Consider the following 17,797-nt stretch of genomic DNA (forward strand, 5'->3'; position numbering starts at 1 on the left):
GTGCATAATAAAATAATGATTATATTTGTCGAAATAAGATGATACCATGACAACTAAAATCACGCAACTTCTACAAATTAAATATCCAATAATTCAAGCACCAATGTTTTTGGTTTCTAACGTTTCTATGGTTAAAGAAGCTATGAATGGCGGTATTGCAGGTTGTATTCCTGCTTTAAATTACAGGACTTTAGAGGAGTTACGTATGGCTTTAAGAGAGTTAAAATCTGCCAAACCAGAAGGTGGTTCTTTTGGGTTTAATCTTATTGTAAACAAATCGAATGTAAAATATTTAAACCAACTAGAAGTCATTTGTGAAGAAGGTTGCGATTTTATAATTACCTCTCTAGGAAGTCCAGAAGAAACCATAAATCAAGCCCATAAAGCACGGATTAAAGTTTTTTGTGATGTTACCGATTTACGTTTTGCCAAAAAAGTGGAAAGCTTAGGAGCCGATGCTATTATTGCTGTTAATAATTTAGCTGGCGGACATCGAGGAAACATATCGCCAGAAGTTTTAATAAAAGATTTAAGTGCAAATTGTAATATTCCTGTTATTTCTGCGGGTGGTGTAGGATGTAAAGCCGATATTGATAAGATGTTAAGTTATGGTGCAGAAGGCGTATCCGTTGGAAGTCCGTTTATTGCATCTATTGAAGCAGGCGTAACAGACGAGTATAAACAAGCGTGTGTTGATTATGGTGCTGAAGATATTGTTATGACCGAGCGTATTTCTGGAACACCATGTACAGTAATAAATACAGATTATGTTCAAAAAATTGGCACTAAACAAACGTGGTTAGAGTCTGTTTTAAACAAGAACAAAAAACTTAAAAAGTGGGTTAAAATGATTCGCTTTTCAATTGGTATGAATGCGACTAAAAATGCAGCAACCAAAGCCACATATAAAACCGTTTGGGTTGCAGGACCAAGTATAGAGCATACCGATAAAATTTTACCAACTAAAGCGATAATAGAGCGTTTGGTAAGTTAAAAGAGGACTTATATTCGTGTAGACTTACCTTTTCTTATTTTGAAAGTACATAAAAACTAATAACCCTATAATTACTATAAAACCTAATACCAGTATAAGTTTTACTATATCAATTATTCCTGCAAAATTATTGGTGTTACTATCAAAAATGGTTGAAGAACTGGAGAAGTTTTTAGGTATAAAAAGCAAATAGCCTGAACTTTGGTCTACCTTTTTTACATCATTTAAATATTGTTTAAACTCACCTTTAGTAATGTGGTCTTTTTTGGTTTCTAAATAATAGTATAAATTTATAGCTTTTTGCGATCTATCATAATTTACTTTCCATTCGTAATAGAAACCAGGAGAGTTAACAAATAGTTTATTATTTGTTATGTCCCAAGCTGTAGGCAAGTTTACTTTAATTTTATGTTTTCTAATTATTGGGTACACTATAGCTATTTCAGATGTTCTTTTTTGCTTGTTGGGCATATACAGCGAATTCAAAAGATTGGTTGCTGTAAATGAAGCCGCTATGTGGTTTTCCTTTTCAACCATAGGCTCCCAAATACTATCAATTTTATAGGTTTCAAAAACTTTAAAAATATTGCTGATTTTTCGATCCTTGAAAGTAGGAGCATTAGGTGAAGACACGTTAAAATAGTAATTAGAATAGAAGTTTTCGTATTCTTTTTTAATTGCGTTTTTACCATTGTTTTTAAAGTAATTACGCATATTATCTGCTTCAGATTCATAATACGTACTAACAACTTTAAGTATTGCACCTTTGCCTATAGTATCAATAGTAAACTCTTCTAAAACTTCAACTTTATTTTCAGATTTGGGTTTAATTTCATCAAACTCCGTATTACCTTTTTGTAAAACTAAACCAAATCTATAGTCAGGAAAATGAGTACTATCATAATCACCTCCTTGGTTCGTTATAGTAGGGTCGTAATAATATTTGCTTTTATTATCAACGACCTTTACCACACAATGATCAAAAAATTTAGGAGATGGTAATAGCTCTTTTATAGAGTGTTTTAAAGTAGTATTCACTAACATGGGATAAGCTTCAATTCCCATTTCTTTCAGCATCGTTATCATTAATAGACTTTTATCTTTGCAATCTCCAAAGCGTCTTTCAAATACAAGGTTTGGTGTAAATGGTTTGTAGCCACCTATGCCAAATTCAAACCCAAGGTATCTAACATCATTTTGCACAAAATCGAGTGTGGCTTTTATTTTTTCACCTTTAGAGGTGTAAGCCTTATTAATTTCATTAATTTTTAATTGTAATTTGTTGTCAATTTTTGTGTTAACCTCGTATAATTTTATTCCCCAATCAACAACCTCTGCCCAAGATTTATACTCACTAACAAACAGTGTGTTATATATAAATTTCCAAGAAGGTATATTATCTTCGTAATCCAATTTTGAAGTATTAGAAACGACCCAGTTGTATTTATAAAGGTTATTAACTTTAGTAAGTTCAAGTACAGGACTCGTATTAAATGCTTTATGATTTAGCTCGTTATTTGATAAAATAGAAACATTTATTTTCCCAATAGGATCGATATCGTTTAAATAAAACGATTGAGAGTACTTTTTACTAAGCGGGTTAAAACCATAAATGGAATAGGAGTAATCAATAATATCGCCCGTTCTTACATCCGAAATATTCATAACTGCCGATAGCGATCCATCATACAAGTAAATCTCTGCATTAAGTTCGCGGCGCATAACTTGAAAGTTTGATAGGTCTAGTTTATCAATAATCTTACCGTCTCTTATAACATTAATGCTATGGAATTTTAAAGATTGATACGCTGGATCGTAAGATACACTTACTGTTGATGCATTTTGAATACCTACATTGTCTGTAATTTTCATTACCAATCGTGAGTATTCTATTTTTTTCGATGCATGTATTTGATTGTCATATAATAAAATAAATGAACCATCTGAAACATCATCTATATGCATTACATCTTCAGTGTAATTAATAGTATCAACCCAATTGGGTGTTTTTTCTTTTAATACTTGCGAAAAAAGTTTAGTTGTGGATATAGTAATTACTAGTAGTGCAATAAAAAATGATCTCATAAAAGGTTGGTCTTATAAGTGGTAAAGTTAATTTTTTATGTAAACTTTATATTTGTTTTTAGGAAAATCGATGTATAAATTTTCTTATTTTCGATAAAAAGCTAATTATTACAGCCTTAAGAATTTGGAAAAAAGACTGATTAGTGTTCCAAACAAATGGAAAATTAAGTCTCTTTTTATAAGGGATTACTAAAATTATTCAGCTTAATTAATTCAATATTTTAAGAGCTGTGTTTAAGTTTTAATGATTAAAAACCCTTAAAAATAGTTGTTTTTATAGTGTCCCATTCTTCTATTAAAATACTGTAACAACACGTACTGCGTTTAAATCCATCGGGCATTAATACATCGTTCCTCAAAATACCTTCCAGAGTACCACCAATTTTTTCAACAGCCTTTCTAGATCTTATATTTCGTTCATCTATTGTAAATCCAACTTTATCAAATTTTAAGGTTTCAAAGGCATATCGTAGCATTAAAAACTTCATATTCATGTTTAATCCTGTACTTTGAAACTCTCGTCCAATCCAAGTCCAACCAATGTATAAAACTTTGTTAGCGGTATTTATAAATCCATACCGCGTGCAGCCAGCATAGGTTTGTTTTTCTTTATCGAAAATAATAAACGGCATAGCTTTATTTGCTTCGGCTCTTTCTAGAGCTGTTTTTACATAAATTTCTAAATCTTGAGGCGAATCAATTTTACTAGGGGAATATTGCACCAATTTATCTTGTTTGGCAATGTCTATTAACTGCGTGTAATTTTCTAAACTTAAGGGTAGTAGTTTTACGCGGTTATTTTCTAAGATTGGTGTTTTCATTAATAGGTCTTTTTTAGCATGCCCTAAAGGGAATGAATCTCTTAAATTGAACTTAAATTTATGAATGATTGTTCTAGCATTTTGTACTTTTACAACTGCGAATAAAAATAAACTATTATATGCAATTATCTAAAAAAGATACGCTGGAGCGCGCTAAATTGGCGTGTAAAAACACTTTAATGGAAACATTACAAATTGAAATGATTGACTTTGGTGAGGACTTTCTAATTGCAAGAATGCCCGTTAACTCTAGAGTATATCAGCCAGATGGTGTTTTGCATGGCGGTGCTACAGCAGCTTTAGCAGAAAGTGTTGGTAGTTTTGCTTCTCATATTTTTATTGATACCGATAAGTTTTTTGTTCGCGGAATAGAAATTTCGGCAAATCACTTAAAAAGTGTTAAGGAGGGATTTGTTTATGCAAAAGCAACGTTTATTCACAAAGGCAGAACCACCCAATTATTAGAAATTCGTATAACGGATGAAGCCGATAATTTAATTTCTTTTTGCAAGCTTTCAACTATTGCTTTACCTAAAAAATAAGAATGATTTCAAACGATTTTTTTGAGCGTATTGAATCGCATTTTCAAAATAAATTACCATTTGTAAGCTACAGGAAACCTAACCAAGATAAAGTTTCGGTACGATTACAAAATGATTCGAGTTTACATTTTACTGCAGATTTTACAGAAGAGGGTTTTGTGTTTTCGCCGTTCGATGATATAACAAAAACAGTGTTAATACCCAGTGCTTCATCCGAAATTATTTCAACGTCTTATGTCATTCAACAATCCGATGAAGCTTCTAAATCGTTGCCAGGCGCATCAAGCGAAGCGGAGCATTTTCATATTAATTTGGTTAATAAAGGCGTAGAAGCGATTTTAAATTCAGATTTAAAGAAAGTGGTGTTATCGCGACAAGAAACGGTAAAACTAAAAGAAGATAACCCGTTTAAGATTTTTAAACGGCTTTTAAATACCTATAAATCGGCATTTGTATATTGCTGGTATCATCCAAAAGTAGGGTTGTGGTTAGGTGCAACGCCAGAAACTTTAATTAAAATTGAAGGCCAACGGTTTTCAATTATGGCGTTAGCAGGCACGCAAGAGTATAATGGTAGTTTGGATGTAGTTTGGCAAAACAAAGAAAAACAAGAACAGCAATTTGTAACCGATTTTATAATTGATAACCTTAAACCATTGGTGGAGGATTTTAAAGTTTCGAAAGTCGAAACCGTAAAAGCCGGAAATTTAGTGCATTTAAAAACAATGATTATGGCGCAGTTAAAAGCAAATACGCCATTAAAACAAGTTATTGAAGCCTTGCATCCAACACCTGCAGTTTGTGGATTGCCAAAGCAAATGGCGAAACAATTTATATTAGAAAACGAAAATTATAACCGCGAATTTTACACAGGTTTTTTAGGTGAGTTAAATTGCGAAACCATTATCGCACCAAGATCAAGTAAACGTAATATAGAAAATAGAGCCTATGCTGTAAAGCGCAAAAGCACACAGTTATATGTTAATTTACGCTGTATGCAGCTAAAAAATGAAGCAGCCATAATTTATGTTGGTGGTGGTGTAACCGAAAGCTCCAATGCGGTTAGCGAGTTGGAAGAAACGGTATCAAAATCGGTAGTTATTAAATCTGTTTTATAAATGGTAATTTAAAGGGCTATTTTGTATTTTTGCAGCACTCATCTTGACTTTTTTATTATATCCAGAAAGGAGTTAAAATATGTTTATATAAAACTGTTTTTTTAGGCAAAGCATCGCTAAGTATAATGAAATAGACAAAATATGGGCGGATTATAGCCAGTTTTTATGGAGTTTAAAAAATCAAGAAGAGTTCTTTTATAAAATTGCTACATGATTTACCCTAAAATTCCGCTTGCCCAAACCGTTATTCAACTTTGTAAAACTAAAGGTGCTAAGCACATTATTATTTCACCAGGAAGTAGAAATGCACCTTTAACTATTGGTTTTACTAACGATCCTTTTTTTAAATGTTATAGTATTGTTGATGAGCGCTGTGCAGCTTTTTTTGCACTAGGAATAGCGCAACAATTAAAGGAACCTACGGCTGTAGTTTGTACTTCGGGTAGCGCATTACTAAATTATTATCCGGCAGTTTCTGAAGCTTTTTTTAGTAATATTCCGTTAATAGTTATTTCGGCAGATAGACCTAAACATTTAGTAGGTATTGGCGATGGACAAACCATTAATCAGAAAAATGTTTTTGAAAATCATATTTTATATTCGGCTAATTTAAAGCTAGATTTAAAAGATGAAAAACAGGTGCCAAGTCACGAAGAACTGCCTATTTTTAAAAACCTAGAAGATAAATTTGAACGTTTATTAGGACTGCAAAAAGATATTCAAACTAATAATGAAGAAGAAATAAATACAGCCATAAATGCGGCAAACATAAAAAAAGGTCCCGTACATATTAATGTGCCTTTTGATGAGCCTTTATATGATATGGTTGAAACCTTGAGCGTTTCGCCAAAAATAATTGAAGCTGTAGCTAAGGAAGAGGATGTTGAAGATTATGTTTTAAAATCTTGTTTTGAAGATTGGAATTCGGCATCGAAAAAAATGATATTGGTAGGTGTAAACGGACCGAATGAAATAGAGAAGAAATGGTTAGACGAAATAGCCGAAGATGATAGTGTAATTGTTTTAACCGAAAGCACATCAAACCTACATCACCCAAGTTTTTTCCCTAGTATTGATAAGTTAATTGCACCGCTAAATCCGGAGGAAAAAAAGCAGTTGCAACCAGATATTCTAGTAACATTTGGAGGTTTAATTATCTCTAAAAAAATTAAGCAGTTTTTACGACAATACCAGCCTAAACACCATTGGCATATTGATGCTAAAATGGCCAACGATACGTTTTTCTGTTTGGATACGCATATTAAAAAGTCGCCAAACGCGTTTTTTGAATTGTTTTTGCCTAGAGTTACGCATTACGTAAAGAGTAATTATAAAGCTACTTGGACAGCGGTAAAACAACATAGAAGTAAGAGACATAAAGCCTATATGGCAGAAATTCCGTTTTCGGATTTTAAAGTGTTTAATAGTGTTTTAAAATCGATTCCAGATAATTATATATTACAATCTGGAAATAGCTCGACCATTAGATATACACAACTATTTAAAATACATAAAAGTATTGATGTGTTTTGTAATAGAGGTACGAGTGGTATTGATGGAAGCACATCTACAGCTATTGGTTGTGCGGTTGCTAGCATGAAACCAACCGTTTTTATTACTGGCGATTTAAGTTTCTTTTATGATAGCAATGCGCTTTGGAATAATTACATACCTAGAAGCCTTAGAATTATTGTTGTTAATAATAAAGGCGGAGGTATTTTTAGAATTTTACCTGGACATAAAAACACTGAGAATTTTGATACGTATTTTGAGACCAATCATAATTTAACTGCCGAACACTTATGTAAAATGTATGGTTTAAATTACGAGGTAGCAACAGATGAAGCAGCCCTTAAAACAAGCTTGGAATCGTTTTACATTGAAAGTGAGCATCCTAAACTTTTAGAAATTTTTACACCGAAGGATATTAATGATGAAATACTGCTAAATTACTTCGAGTTTGTAAGATAATAATGTGACCGTTAGATAATTATTGTGTCAAAAAATTAGTACCTTTAAAACGGATAACTATTTAATTTTTTTCTAACATATTTAAACTTTATTATTATGAGTAAAAGAGACGAGCTTATTGTAAAATATGCTGCCGATTTAAAAGACAAATGCGGTGTTAACCCAGACATGGATTTATTAACTAAAGTAACTATTGGTTGTGGACCATCTATTTATAATAAGGATGCTGCAACGGTTTCAGGATCGGATGACTCTGAATTAGCTACTGTTAAAAATAACTTCTTAATTAAAAAATTAGGATTAAGTGATGGACCTAAGTTGGATGACGCTATTGCATCTGTAATGGAAACTTATGGAAAATCTAACCGTAACAAATATAGAGCTGTTGTATACTACATGCTTACTAAGCATTTTGGTAAAGAGTCTATTTACTAGAACCTAGTTTATAAAATATTTAAAACGTTACATTGCTGTAGCGTTTTTTTTTGTTTTTAATTTTATGGATATCGTAATTAAGAATTTTTGTTGTTTGTACTTTGTTGCTGCCATGACATGCGCAAGGGATAGTAGTGGAAAGCCCACAGCCCGACGTAGGAGGTGCGAGGACTTGTAGCGGATAGCCCGACACCGACCTTAGGAGGTGTTGCGCCCAAAAAATTAATTAAATTTTGCTGTATAATTAGTATAACTTGAGTGCTTATTAATATCGTGTAAGATTTAAAATTTATTACCTTTGTGGCATGATAAAATTAGGGGAAATAAATACGCTTGAAATACTTCGTGAATCTGAACATGGAGTTTATTTAATTGATGATGAGGATAACCAAGTGTTATTGCCTAATCGATACGTTCCTGAAGAATTTAAGATTTGGGAAAAGCTTGATGTATTTGTGTATTTGGATAATGAGCAGCGTCCTGTTGCTACTACCGATATGCCTTATATTAAAATTAACGAATTTGCATTATTACGTTGTAACCAAGTTTCAGATTATGGTGCTTTTTTAGATTGGGGATTGGTAAAAGAATTGTTTTGCCCATTTAGCGAGCAGGCTTTTAAAATGAAGCAAGGTGGTTGGTATTTGGTACATTGCTATATAGATGAAAAAACCGATAGGTTAGTGGCGTCTAGTAAAACAAACCGCTTTTTAGATAATAACGAGTTAACGGTTAGTGAGTTTGAGGAGGTTGATTTAATTGTTTCGCATCCATCGGACATTGGTGTTAATGTTATTGTAAACAAAAAACATATTGGTTTAATTTATAAGGATAGTATTTTTAGGGATTTAAGTGTAGGTGATAAGCTTAAAGGAATTGTTAAAAAGATTAGACCAGGAAATAAACTAGATATTACTTTAGGCCAAGTAGGGTATAGGAATATTGAACCTAACGCCGATCGTATTATGAAAGCGTTACAGGATGATAATGGGTTTTTAAACTTAACAGATAAATCGAGTCCGGAAGCTATTAAGGATACCTTACAAATGAGTAAAAAGAACTTTAAAAAGGCTATTGGAACGTTATATAAAAAGCGCTTAATAGAGATTAAAAGTGATGGGATTTATTTAGTAGAATAAAAGGAATTACTTTGTACTTTATTGTAGATGGAATTTACGGCATCGAATAAACTGTCGTATTCTACTTTATCTGCTTTACAGAAATCGTTTTCTATAGCAGCATTCATTTTTCCTGCTAAATCATGACCAACAACACCATAAGCATATAGATTTTTAGCCATTTTTCTAATTAAGGGTACGTGCACTAGGTTTACGGAGTACGAATTAATACGGTTTGCAACTACACCATAAGGCATAGTTTCTTTAAAATATTTGTTTAGTTCATTTATAATTTTTGGTGCATTATTAATGTCTAAATGTACGCCTTCATTTATTTCAACTACGGCTATATGGTTAAAGAAATAAATATAGCCAACTTCGTTTTCGACGAACTTTGTAATTTGTTCAGAAAATTCAGATTCTAATATTTTCATTTTGTTTGCAAATCTTTTCCTCGTTGCACTAGGTGGATTAATATGAGGTAATTAATTGTTTATGTGACACATAAATACTTAGCAGGTCACATTATAAGTAGAATAAAGTGTTAAATAAACTATAATTTTTAAGACCAATAGTTATTGTTATGTAGTATTTATCTGTTAAGATTCTTCTAAAAAATTATCTTTATTTTTTTATTTTTGAATTCTTTTTACCATTTAGAGATTTTCTATAAGAACTCAATAATTGTACTCAGCCTTAAAATTTTATATTAAAAAACATTAAACTTTTTTTTGTTGGGTGTAGAAAATAAGAGAGTAGCCTCATTAATTTATTTTTAAACTTTGAAATAAGGCTAGGATGATTTTAAAAATAATTTGCTATTAATAGCATTTCAAATTTAGTATTTTTACCACATGATAAATCAAGACACTATAGTAGCTTTAGCAACGCCATCTGGCGCTGGTGCTATCGCTGTAATAAGACTTTCTGGTAACGAGGCTATACAACTAGCAGACTCCTGTTTTAAATCTGTTAAGGCTAATAAGTCGCTATTCTCTCAAAAAACGCATACCATTCATTTAGGACATATTATTGAAGGCGACAGAACTATAGATGAAGTTTTAGTATCTATTTTTAAAAACCCGAATTCTTATACTGGTGAGGATGTTGTAGAGGTTTCTTGTCATGGTTCTAATTACATCCAACAGGAAATTATTCAGTTATTTGTTAGAAAAGGATGCCGAATGGCTACCGCTGGTGAGTTTACACTTCGAGCATTTTTAAATGCTAAGTTAGATTTGAGTCAAGCTGAAGCTGTTGCCGATTTAATTTCTAGTGATAATGAGGCGTCTCATCAAATAGCCATGCAGCAAATGCGTGGTGGCTTTTCTAGTGAAATAGCTAAACTTAGAGAGGAACTTTTAAATTTTGCATCGTTAATAGAGTTGGAACTTGATTTTGCAGAAGAGGATGTCGAGTTTGCAGATAGAACGCAGTTTAAGGAATTGGTGGAGCGTATTCGTTTTGTTTTAAAACGCTTAATAGATTCGTTTGCTGTGGGTAATGTTATTAAAAACGGTATTCCTGTGGCTATTGTTGGCGAACCAAATGTGGGAAAATCTACGCTTTTAAACGCGCTATTAAATGAAGAACGTGCTATAGTATCGGACATTGCAGGAACGACTAGAGATACTATTGAAGATGAAATTTCTATAGGTGGTATTGGTTTTCGATTTATTGATACCGCAGGTATTAGAGAAACTAAAGATGTGGTTGAAAGTATAGGTATAAAAAAAACCTTCGAGAAAATAGACCAAGCACAAGTGGTTATTTACTTGTTTGATTCTACAGAGTTTAAATCGGCTAGTGCAACCTTTAAAGTTGAAATAGAAAAAATAAAAAACAAGTATCCTTTAAAACCGCTTATTGTCATTGCTAATAAGATGGATAAACTTTCTGCGGATGCTATGCAGGTTATTCAGTCGCAAATAGAAGGCTTAACCTTAATTTCTGCTAAAAGTGGAGATGGTGTTGATACGCTTAAAAATCAGTTACTCAGTTTTATTAACACGGGTGCCTTAAGAAATAATGATACCATAGTTACCAATTCGCGTCATTACGATTCTCTTTTAAAAGCTTTTGAAGAAATTGATAAGGTTAAGTACGGTTTAGATTCCGGATTATCTGGCGATTTATTAGCCATTGATATTCGTCAGGCTTTGTACCACTTTGGTGAAATTACCGGAGAAATTACTAACGATGATTTGTTGGGTAATATTTTTGCTAATTTCTGTATTGGAAAGTAAATAAGCATTTTATTTGATGTCATTTGAATTGAATTGATATCAAAACACTTAAAAACAGTTATTTAAAATTAATTCTATTTTCTTCTCCTCTTCTAATAAAATAAAACGCCTTCATATCTGGGGTAAAAGCACTATTGGATTCATAAATTTCTGTAGATGCAAGACCTGGAGCAAATGGTATAGGAGTTAATCCTGGTGGCTTTTGAGCAAGATAAGGGTTTTCTATGGTCAGAGAATCATTTTCTATTGCATTCGAATTATCAGTTTTATAAGCACTTAAGAATATTATTGTTAGTAATACTGAGAGCTTAATTATGAGGTTTATCATGTCTTAGTTTATTTTAATTGACTGGATATATTATGAATCTATCATGAATTTTTTTTGTCGGTGTATCTCCCAATTTTGTTAGAGCAATTGAAAGTTCTTTTAATGTGAGCACACTTAACGGAAGTTGATGTTCTTTAGGCTGGTAGATAGTTCCCATGGGATAATCAACTCCAGCTGATTGAGTCATTTCAATGTGATTTCCAAGTATGGTTGAAACCTCATAAATGTTGGTGAATTTTACAAGTCGTTCAATACTCATTTTAAAAGCATTCCAATCATTTATGTATAGTCTACCAGGATAAAAGGTGTCTCCAGTCAAGAGAATTTTCGTCGAAGTATCATAAACCGCAATTGAAGAAGCTTGGTGTCCAGGAATTGGTATTATCTTTAACATACGATTTCCTAAATCATATTCTACAACTTCTGTGGGCCAGTTGGCTATCTTAAAAAAATCTTGTACATCGTTAACCTCAAGACCGATTACAGAAGTGTTCGGTTTTCCTTTGAATTGTCCATCGCCAGCATAGTGGTCTCCATGCTTATGAGTATGAGCAACAATTAATTCGACGGCTCCATTCTTTTCAGACCAATCGTTAATAATTTTATTTACAGTTTCAAAAAGAGGGAATATATCATCTTCTTGAGTAGCTCCAGTATCCATTAGTAGCGCTTTGTTCTCACCAATAAAAAGGAACATAAATGGTGCTTCGTAATTTGTACACTTGTTTTGACGTAAAATATAAGTATTGCTGTTATACTTAACGACCTGAATAGGTGGGTCATTATTATCTTCACAGTATTCAGAACCATGAATCCAATTTTGAACATTTAAATCAACGGTGTCTTCTATTGATGGTTGGCATGACGACATCAGAATTAGTATTGATAGTAAGATTGCGATTTTTATTCTCATATGTTGGTCTATATTGGCTTTAACGGTCTGTATAAGATGTCGTAGAATTCCGTAGGGTGGCTATGCATTTTATATCTTGTGAGCACTTGATTTTTTTTTATTTATGGTTTTTAGCGCAAGTTTCATTAAAACGATAATTAGGATAATAAAAAAAGCAGTTGTCGAAATACTTTTGATCAGTGAAAATATGCTAGTCGTTTTTACTGAAATCTCTGTCAAATCAGGGTAGCTTTTTAACATTGTGATAATTCCTGAATTCTCCAAGTAATCTGCTATTCCCGCAAATATTGGTATAAAACATAAATAAGTAAATGGAGAGTTTAGTTTGTTCAGTTTTTTTAGAAAATATGCTAAAAGTAAGCTGTATGTCAGTGCGAAAAGTAGTGGATAAATCATATCCACAGGTATCTGGTTAGTTAAATAAGTCTCACGCCCAATTTCTCCGAGCGAGTTGAATAATTCACTTACATAATTCAAATCATATCCTGTGGGCATCATATCCAATAATTTCATACCGTTAGAGAATTCCATTGTTTTGGGAACTGTAACAGTCAGCATAAAGGTGTAAACTAGATTGGTCAAGATAAAAAGTCCTAAAACCTTTTTGCCCGAAATATTCTTTTCTATGAATTTTCTTAATCGTTTCATTTTTTTCTCAAATAGATACTATTCATAAATTGTCTGTTAGCGTTAGATTGCTTGATGGTTTCCTTTAAGACCTATAATCTACAACTATTCAGATAAAATCAGATTTAGTTATTTTCTTTCAAGCTCCTCGATTCTTTTCTTGTAGCCATCGTCACCACCTATTTCAAAAGCTTTAGTTACATATTTAATTGCATTAGCGAAGTCGCCTTGAGCTTCATAGTAGTCTGCCATTGAATTATAGGCACTTGCGCTGTTGGGATAATAATCAATATTCAATTTGAAGAACATTAATGCCTTTTCAGGTTGCCCCATTTGTAAATTCATATAGCCATAGCCACTAAACATTTCCTCAATCATTGGAGGGAAGGGATAACCGAAATGCGTTGAATAGATTTCTTCTTGTTTTTCCAATAGCTCAACCAATTCTTCTACTGTCGTTTCAGGATTATTATATTTTTGCGGAGATTTAAACTGGTACCATTTAAAAAGAAAAATCAATCCATCTCTCATCGATGGGAGAGGAACGGTACCATGTAAATCTTCATTGTACACATTCCATGAGACATTTAGTCCACTCTGTTTTTTAGAGGTTGCAAAAGTTGAAAAGTCAATGATTGAACGTGCAAACAAAGTGAATTCTGAAGCGTCGTCCATAATATTCTCCATGGTTATTTCTTCATCCCACATATGTAGCTGTTCTGCTGCTAAAGACACATAAAGAGATTTGCCTTCATAATTTTCTGAACTTAGCTTTTCTTTTGCTTGCTTCAATAATTTTTGGTCGTCCCAATCCAAACTTGGATCTATGGCTATATAGTTTTGAAAGAGATGCTTATGATTAATCAGCATATTTATCGTAAACAGTCCTGCATATGAATGGCCAATTAATGTACGGTAAGGTGAAGAGGGATATTTATTTTCAATGTATGGGATTAGTTCTTTTTCAATAAAGTGGCTAAAGTTTTCAGCACCACCAGTTTCATTATCCATTGCCTGCCCACGCCTCATTTTAATTTGTGAAGTAGTTAAGTCCCGTATCCTGTCAGTTTTGTTAGAAATTCCAATTAGAATTATATGAGGCAAATAATGTCCCCAATAATTGTCATAAACTGCTTCTAAATTTTCTTTCAAAGAAAATCCATCTAACAAATAAACAACAGGATATTTTACATTACCATTTGGGTTATAATTCTCAGGGAGTTTAACCCAAAACTCTCGATATTCTTTCAATGTCTCTGAATATACGGTATCAATAATTTCTGTTTGAAATTCACTCGATTGAATCAACTTTGATTGTGCCGATATTTCTTGAAAGACAATAATGAGTCCTATTGTCAATACTATTTTTAATCGATTTTTCATTTTATTATTTTTATTAGTTGTTGTTTATGTTTTTAATTGCAATTAGTATTTAGTTCTTGATGATCTGATTTAGAAATTAGTGGAATATTTTGTCCATCAAGAATTTTAATACAAGATAAGTTTGGATTTCTGTCTACTTTTAAATCTAAAAGATATTGATTTGAACTTACATCTAAGTTTATTAGTAAATTACTGGTGATATAAAGATGGGTTAAATTTTGATTTGCTGAGAGATTAATAGTTTGCAATTCGTTATCAGAAACCAGTAATGTTTCCAAATTTATATTTGATAACACCTCTAAACTTTGCAGTTTATTCGATGTTAATAGCATGTTTTTTAGATTGGGTGCTGCACTAATATCAAGTGCATTCAAATCATTATTACTCACGTGTAATACCTCCAACGACTCACTAGAAATACTAAAATTCTCGAAATAATTCCAAGACAAATCCAATTCTTTTAATTCACTTAATTCTGATAAGCCAGTGATTGAGTTTAGTTGATTGGCTATTAAATCAAGTAAAACTAGTTTATTATTAGAACTAAGATCAATACTAGATAAATTGTTACCTGCTAGATTTAAAGTATCTAAATTTATATTGTTGCTTACATCAATTTGTGTTATATCATGCTGAGCAGCAATTAATGTTCTTAAACTAGTGAATCCTTCTATTCCAGTTAAATCGTTAATTACTCCATATTCTAGATTGCTTAAGTCTAGGTTAGTTATTTTTTGTGCATCACTTTTTAACATCTGCTGGTTTACAATTCCATCAGAATCAATACCTTTTTCTATAAGTATCGCTTCAAAATTTTCATCAGGAATATTTAAATAAATATTAGGCAACTCTAAAGTGTTAATATCACTAGAGCACGAAACTATAATACCTATAAGTACAATTATGCAGAAATGTATTAGTGATGTTTGAGTTGATTTTTTCATGTTCAATTGTTTTAAAAATTAAAGCTTGTCTGTAGTCTCCAATAAATTCTGCTCCCTCTCTATAAATTACCATTCTTGTTTCCATTTATTTTAACCATTTAATTGTTCCAACCATTTTAAAATCGATAGGTTTGTTTCTTTTGGTAACTCTTGTTGAATGTGATGGCCACAATCTAAACTAATCACATCCAAATTTGGAACAAAATCCTGTAGCCTTTCAAATTTAGGTATCATGTCTAGATTACTATAGATCATAAGTGTAGGTTGGTTGATAATTGGGTCTATATCTGCAAATAAATGCCAGTTTTGGTCAAGGTTTCTATACCAATTAATGGCTCCATTAAATCCAGAATTTTTAAAGGCCTTTACAAACACAGATAAATCATCGTCGTTCATAATAGGCTCACCAAGGGGTTTTTCTGCTTTTGCAAGATTCATCATAAACATTCCTGGTTCTGGTGGTGCAAGATGCACATGCTTACGAAATAAATTACGAAGAAAATTTTCTGCATGGTTCTCTAATACAGCGTCTGCAACTCCTGGGTGTTTATTAAAATGAACAAAATAGAAATCGTCTCCAAAAACTTCATCCAAAAACTCAATCCATGGTTTTTTGCCGCGTTCTTGATAAGGTAGTGCAAGATTTATGACTTTATTGACACGCTCTGGATGTAAGAGTGCAAGGTTCCAAACTACATTTGCACCCCAATCATGACCCACAAAAACAGCATCTTTGTACTTGTAATAATCAAGTAAAGCCACCAAATCATCTGTTAAATGGGTGATACCATATGCTGTTACTTCTTTAGGGCATGATGAATTACCATATCCTCTTTGATTTGGAACTATGACATGATAACCAGCTTTAGCAAGAACTGGGACTTGATAACGCCATGAAAAAGCGTGTTCAGGAAAACCATGACAAAGTACAATTGGATTGCCAATATTTTCTTTACCTGCTTCATATACTTCTAACTCAATCCCGTTTATAGAAATTAAATTTGGATTAGGGAATTTTAAAGATTTTATTTCTGCTTCCATCTTACTATTTGTTTTTAGCTATTATTAAATCTTCTATTTTTTTAAAATTTTTTGAATTAGGTACGTGTTTAGATACTTTTAATAAAACAACTTCTTCTATGGATGGGAATATTCGTTTGGCTCTTTTAAGCATTTTTTCACCAGGAAACATAATGTCTTTTTCCGCAGCTATAATGGTAAGTGGGGTTGTTATATGTTTTGCCGACTGCTTAGAGATAGTTGGCAAAGGAGAAAAATCCATATTGCAATTTTGAAAAGTCATAGCCATAAATGTTAATCCGAAATCGTCATATTCTGAGAAAAGCGAATGCATTACTTTTTTGATGCATTTTTCCTTTCCGTTTTTTATAAAACGTTTTAACGGTATAAAAACATTGATTAAATTCTTTATTGGATTACCATTTACAATATATACAGGTGCTATTAAGAAAACGTGTTTTATGAGTCTTTGGTTAAATTCTAAAGTCTTAAGAGAAATAAAGCCTCCAAATGAAAATCCTACTAAAGTAACTGCTTTTAACCCTAGTAAAATTATGACTTCCGTTAACCATTCTCCGTAATCTAAGGACTTCATATCTAATCTGTTTTCAGCACTTTTATTAGGTTGGGCAAGTACGTCTATTGTATAAACACAATATGTCAAAGATAAATTGGGGAATGATTTTAAAATTAGAGGTGCGCAACCCCCTGTGCCATGAATAAGGAGAAGTGGTGGGTTTTTTACGTTTCCTGTAATAATAACATTTGTAACTCCAAACTTTGTTTCTAGAGTTTTTTCGGAAAAGTTAATATTCAGCTCATTTAACTTTTGATTATAAAGGGTGATAATTTTGTCTTTTCCTTCTTTTGATTTGAAAAACATATACTGTTCGTTATTTGATTGATGATTATGATTGATGTATTTAAAACTTTATGATGAGCGATGAGAGATCTTTATTAAACTTTATTTTTTATTGTTAATAACACAATTTTTTTTACAAATATCTATAAAGAAGCATTATACCTCTTAACCTTCATGAAGCCTTATGCATAAAGTTTGATGATTAATTGAAAATTATGGCGCAACTATATAAATTATGATGCAAACAAGCCTTTCCATTAAATCTCGTATCCTTTTTTTTGGTTTAATAAACATTTTTGGCTACAGATTATTTTTCAACAATTAAGTTTTCCAAATACCTTAGAGGAGTAGCTATTAAATTCTTTCGATTTTTTGCTTTTTCATTAAAAC

Annotated in this window: 17 protein-coding genes; 7 read left to right on the forward strand and 10 right to left on the reverse strand. The window is 32.0% G+C overall.

What is annotated here, in order from left to right; all coding sequences use genetic code 11:
* The first annotated feature begins 46 nt into the window (after nucleotides 1-46).
* On the forward strand, nucleotides 47-994 hold the full coding sequence (locus AAFN75_RS14335) for an NAD(P)H-dependent flavin oxidoreductase (RefSeq protein ID WP_411806974.1): 948 nt from the start codon (nucleotides 47-49) through the stop codon (nucleotides 992-994).
* A gap of 24 nt (nucleotides 995-1,018) precedes the next feature.
* Here the strand turns inward: AAFN75_RS14335 and AAFN75_RS14340 are convergent, their stop codons facing one another.
* A complete protein-coding gene (locus AAFN75_RS14340) occupies nucleotides 1,019-3,079 on the reverse strand; it encodes a DUF3857 domain-containing transglutaminase family protein (RefSeq protein WP_411806975.1) in 2,061 nt (686 codons plus the stop codon).
* Between the two features lie 248 nt (nucleotides 3,080-3,327).
* Nucleotides 3,328-3,900 carry a GNAT family N-acetyltransferase gene (locus AAFN75_RS14345; protein ID WP_411806976.1) on the reverse strand — a complete coding sequence of 191 codons (573 nt, stop codon included), beginning with the start codon at nucleotides 3,898-3,900 and terminating at the stop codon, nucleotides 3,328-3,330.
* Nucleotides 3,901-4,019: 119 nt separating this feature from the next.
* On the opposite strand from AAFN75_RS14345, the gene AAFN75_RS14350 reads away from it, so the two are divergent.
* The 5 genes from AAFN75_RS14350 (at nucleotide 4,020) to AAFN75_RS14370 (ending at nucleotide 9,105) form a co-directional block, all read left to right on the forward strand.
* Nucleotides 4,020-4,442: a PaaI family thioesterase gene (locus AAFN75_RS14350; RefSeq protein WP_411806977.1), complete on the forward strand. Its 423-nt coding sequence runs from the start codon at nucleotides 4,020-4,022 to the stop codon at nucleotides 4,440-4,442.
* A gap of 2 nt (nucleotides 4,443-4,444) precedes the next feature.
* The gene (locus tag AAFN75_RS14355; RefSeq protein ID WP_411806978.1) at nucleotides 4,445-5,560 is read left to right on the forward strand and encodes a chorismate-binding protein; all 1,116 of its coding nucleotides are present in this window, start codon (nucleotides 4,445-4,447) and stop codon (nucleotides 5,558-5,560) included.
* Nucleotides 5,561-5,770: 210 nt separating this feature from the next.
* The gene (gene menD, locus AAFN75_RS14360) at nucleotides 5,771-7,531 is read left to right on the forward strand and encodes a 2-succinyl-5-enolpyruvyl-6-hydroxy-3-cyclohexene-1-carboxylate synthase (RefSeq protein ID WP_411806980.1); all 1,761 of its coding nucleotides are present in this window, start codon (nucleotides 5,771-5,773) and stop codon (nucleotides 7,529-7,531) included.
* 96 nt (nucleotides 7,532-7,627) lie between these two features.
* On the forward strand, nucleotides 7,628-7,966 hold the full coding sequence (locus AAFN75_RS14365) for a DUF2853 family protein (RefSeq protein ID WP_411806981.1): 339 nt from the start codon (nucleotides 7,628-7,630) through the stop codon (nucleotides 7,964-7,966).
* 305 nt (nucleotides 7,967-8,271) lie between these two features.
* A complete protein-coding gene (locus tag AAFN75_RS14370) occupies nucleotides 8,272-9,105 on the forward strand; it encodes a S1 RNA-binding domain-containing protein (RefSeq protein WP_411806982.1) in 834 nt (277 codons plus the stop codon).
* On the opposite strand, the gene AAFN75_RS14375 is transcribed toward AAFN75_RS14370, so the two are convergent.
* Nucleotides 9,090-9,518, reverse strand: a complete 429-nt coding sequence (locus AAFN75_RS14375; protein ID WP_144116068.1) for a hypothetical protein — start codon at nucleotides 9,516-9,518, stop codon at nucleotides 9,090-9,092. The two genes, AAFN75_RS14370 and AAFN75_RS14375, sit on opposite strands and share 16 nt — an antisense overlap.
* 420 nt (nucleotides 9,519-9,938) lie before the next feature.
* Between AAFN75_RS14375 and mnmE the strand changes: the two genes are divergently transcribed.
* On the forward strand, nucleotides 9,939-11,330 hold the full coding sequence (gene mnmE / locus AAFN75_RS14380; RefSeq protein WP_411806983.1) for a tRNA uridine-5-carboxymethylaminomethyl(34) synthesis GTPase MnmE: 1,392 nt from the start codon (nucleotides 9,939-9,941) through the stop codon (nucleotides 11,328-11,330).
* Between the two features lie 58 nt (nucleotides 11,331-11,388).
* Here mnmE and AAFN75_RS14385 read toward each other — a convergent pair whose 3' ends face one another.
* From AAFN75_RS14385 to AAFN75_RS14415, 7 genes are all read right to left on the reverse strand, one after another.
* On the reverse strand, nucleotides 11,389-11,658 hold the full coding sequence (locus AAFN75_RS14385; protein WP_411806984.1) for a hypothetical protein: 270 nt from the start codon (nucleotides 11,656-11,658) through the stop codon (nucleotides 11,389-11,391).
* A gap of 13 nt (nucleotides 11,659-11,671) precedes the next feature.
* Nucleotides 11,672-12,571 carry an MBL fold metallo-hydrolase gene (locus AAFN75_RS14390; protein WP_411806985.1) on the reverse strand — a complete coding sequence of 300 codons (900 nt, stop codon included), beginning with the start codon at nucleotides 12,569-12,571 and terminating at the stop codon, nucleotides 11,672-11,674.
* Nucleotides 12,572-12,640: 69 nt separating this feature from the next.
* The gene (locus AAFN75_RS14395) at nucleotides 12,641-13,219 is read right to left on the reverse strand and encodes a hypothetical protein (RefSeq protein ID WP_411806986.1); all 579 of its coding nucleotides are present in this window, start codon (nucleotides 13,217-13,219) and stop codon (nucleotides 12,641-12,643) included.
* Nucleotides 13,220-13,327: 108 nt separating this feature from the next.
* Nucleotides 13,328-14,581, reverse strand: coding sequence for an alpha/beta hydrolase-fold protein (locus AAFN75_RS14400; RefSeq protein WP_411806987.1), 1,254 nt, complete (start codon nucleotides 14,579-14,581; stop codon nucleotides 13,328-13,330).
* 32 nt (nucleotides 14,582-14,613) lie between these two features.
* Nucleotides 14,614-15,525 (reverse strand): hypothetical protein, encoded by a 912-nt coding sequence (locus AAFN75_RS14405; RefSeq protein WP_411806988.1) that lies wholly within the window; start codon nucleotides 15,523-15,525, stop codon nucleotides 14,614-14,616.
* A gap of 90 nt (nucleotides 15,526-15,615) precedes the next feature.
* A complete protein-coding gene (locus AAFN75_RS14410; protein WP_411806989.1) occupies nucleotides 15,616-16,566 on the reverse strand; it encodes an alpha/beta fold hydrolase in 951 nt (316 codons plus the stop codon).
* A gap of 4 nt (nucleotides 16,567-16,570) precedes the next feature.
* Nucleotides 16,571-17,428: an alpha/beta fold hydrolase gene (locus AAFN75_RS14415; protein WP_411806990.1), complete on the reverse strand. Its 858-nt coding sequence runs from the start codon at nucleotides 17,426-17,428 to the stop codon at nucleotides 16,571-16,573.
* Nucleotides 17,429-17,797 lie beyond the last annotated feature (369 nt).

It is taken from the genome of Algibacter sp. AS12, assembly GCF_046736315.1.
GTDB classification, from domain to species: Bacteria; Bacteroidota; Bacteroidia; order Flavobacteriales; family Flavobacteriaceae; genus Algibacter_B; species Algibacter_B amylolyticus.

Bases quoted from the DNA above. Each gene is read 5' to 3' on its own strand.
- AAFN75_RS14405 (WP_411806988.1), bottom strand. From the start codon at position 15,525: ATGAAAAAATCAACTCAAACATCACTAATACATTTCTGCATAATTGTA.
- AAFN75_RS14410 (WP_411806989.1), bottom strand. From the start codon at position 16,566: ATGGAAGCAGAAATAAAATCTTTAAAATTCCCTAATCCAAATTTAATT.
- AAFN75_RS14390 (WP_411806985.1), bottom strand. From the start codon at position 12,571: ATGAGAATAAAAATCGCAATCTTACTATCAATACTAATTCTGATGTCG.
- AAFN75_RS14345 (WP_411806976.1), bottom strand. From the start codon at position 3,900: ATGAAAACACCAATCTTAGAAAATAACCGCGTAAAACTACTACCCTTA.
- AAFN75_RS14350 (WP_411806977.1), top strand. From the start codon at position 4,020: ATGCAATTATCTAAAAAAGATACGCTGGAGCGCGCTAAATTGGCGTGT.
- AAFN75_RS14355 (WP_411806978.1), top strand. From the start codon at position 4,445: ATGATTTCAAACGATTTTTTTGAGCGTATTGAATCGCATTTTCAAAAT.
- AAFN75_RS14365 (WP_411806981.1), top strand. From the start codon at position 7,628: ATGAGTAAAAGAGACGAGCTTATTGTAAAATATGCTGCCGATTTAAAA.
- AAFN75_RS14400 (WP_411806987.1), bottom strand. From the start codon at position 14,581: ATGAAAAATCGATTAAAAATAGTATTGACAATAGGACTCATTATTGTC.
- mnmE (WP_411806983.1), top strand. From the start codon at position 9,939: ATGATAAATCAAGACACTATAGTAGCTTTAGCAACGCCATCTGGCGCT.
- AAFN75_RS14375 (WP_144116068.1), bottom strand. From the start codon at position 9,518: ATGAAAATATTAGAATCTGAATTTTCTGAACAAATTACAAAGTTCGTC.
- AAFN75_RS14385 (WP_411806984.1), bottom strand. From the start codon at position 11,658: ATGATAAACCTCATAATTAAGCTCTCAGTATTACTAACAATAATATTC.
- AAFN75_RS14340 (WP_411806975.1), bottom strand. From the start codon at position 3,079: ATGAGATCATTTTTTATTGCACTACTAGTAATTACTATATCCACAACT.
- AAFN75_RS14370 (WP_411806982.1), top strand. From the start codon at position 8,272: ATGATAAAATTAGGGGAAATAAATACGCTTGAAATACTTCGTGAATCT.
- AAFN75_RS14335 (WP_411806974.1), top strand. From the start codon at position 47: ATGACAACTAAAATCACGCAACTTCTACAAATTAAATATCCAATAATT.
- AAFN75_RS14415 (WP_411806990.1), bottom strand. From the start codon at position 17,428: ATGTTTTTCAAATCAAAAGAAGGAAAAGACAAAATTATCACCCTTTAT.
- AAFN75_RS14395 (WP_411806986.1), bottom strand. From the start codon at position 13,219: ATGAAACGATTAAGAAAATTCATAGAAAAGAATATTTCGGGCAAAAAG.
- menD (WP_411806980.1), top strand. From the start codon at position 5,771: ATGATTTACCCTAAAATTCCGCTTGCCCAAACCGTTATTCAACTTTGT.